This is a genomic window from Burkholderia sp. Bp9015, from assembly GCF_003853505.1.
In the GTDB taxonomy this organism is placed as follows: domain Bacteria; phylum Pseudomonadota; class Gammaproteobacteria; order Burkholderiales; family Burkholderiaceae; genus Burkholderia.
In genome coordinates, this window is record NZ_QTPZ01000112.1 from 1 (window position 1) to 316 (window position 316).

Annotated in this window: 1 pseudogene; it reads right to left on the reverse strand. The window is 60.8% G+C overall.

Features of this window, described 5'->3' with window-relative positions:
- A pseudogene (locus DIE12_RS38905) lies at positions 1–316 on the reverse strand (hypothetical protein); the annotation flags it as partial.

The window sequence follows — 316 nt, forward strand, 5'->3', positions numbered from 1 at the left end:
TTGCTCGTAGGCGATACCCGCTCGTTTTCCATGTCCTCATCGATTTTGTCGGCAGGCTGTTCGTAAGCTTTTCGAGCGCTGATGATCGACAGGAATTTGCCGAATGTCTTCGTGCGCGCGGCGTAGGTTTGTCGTCCACGCCGGCCGCTGCCGTCTTTCGTCGCGCGTTGCGACCATGTATCCATGAATGTGTCGGACTTGTTCGGGCCGTCAGCATTGGCGAGACTGTACGGTGCGTGCGCCAGCACGTAGGCGTCCGCCACGCAGTGGCCCGTGCGCCCCCACGGATCTTCGACATCGGGGAATGCGTCGCCGA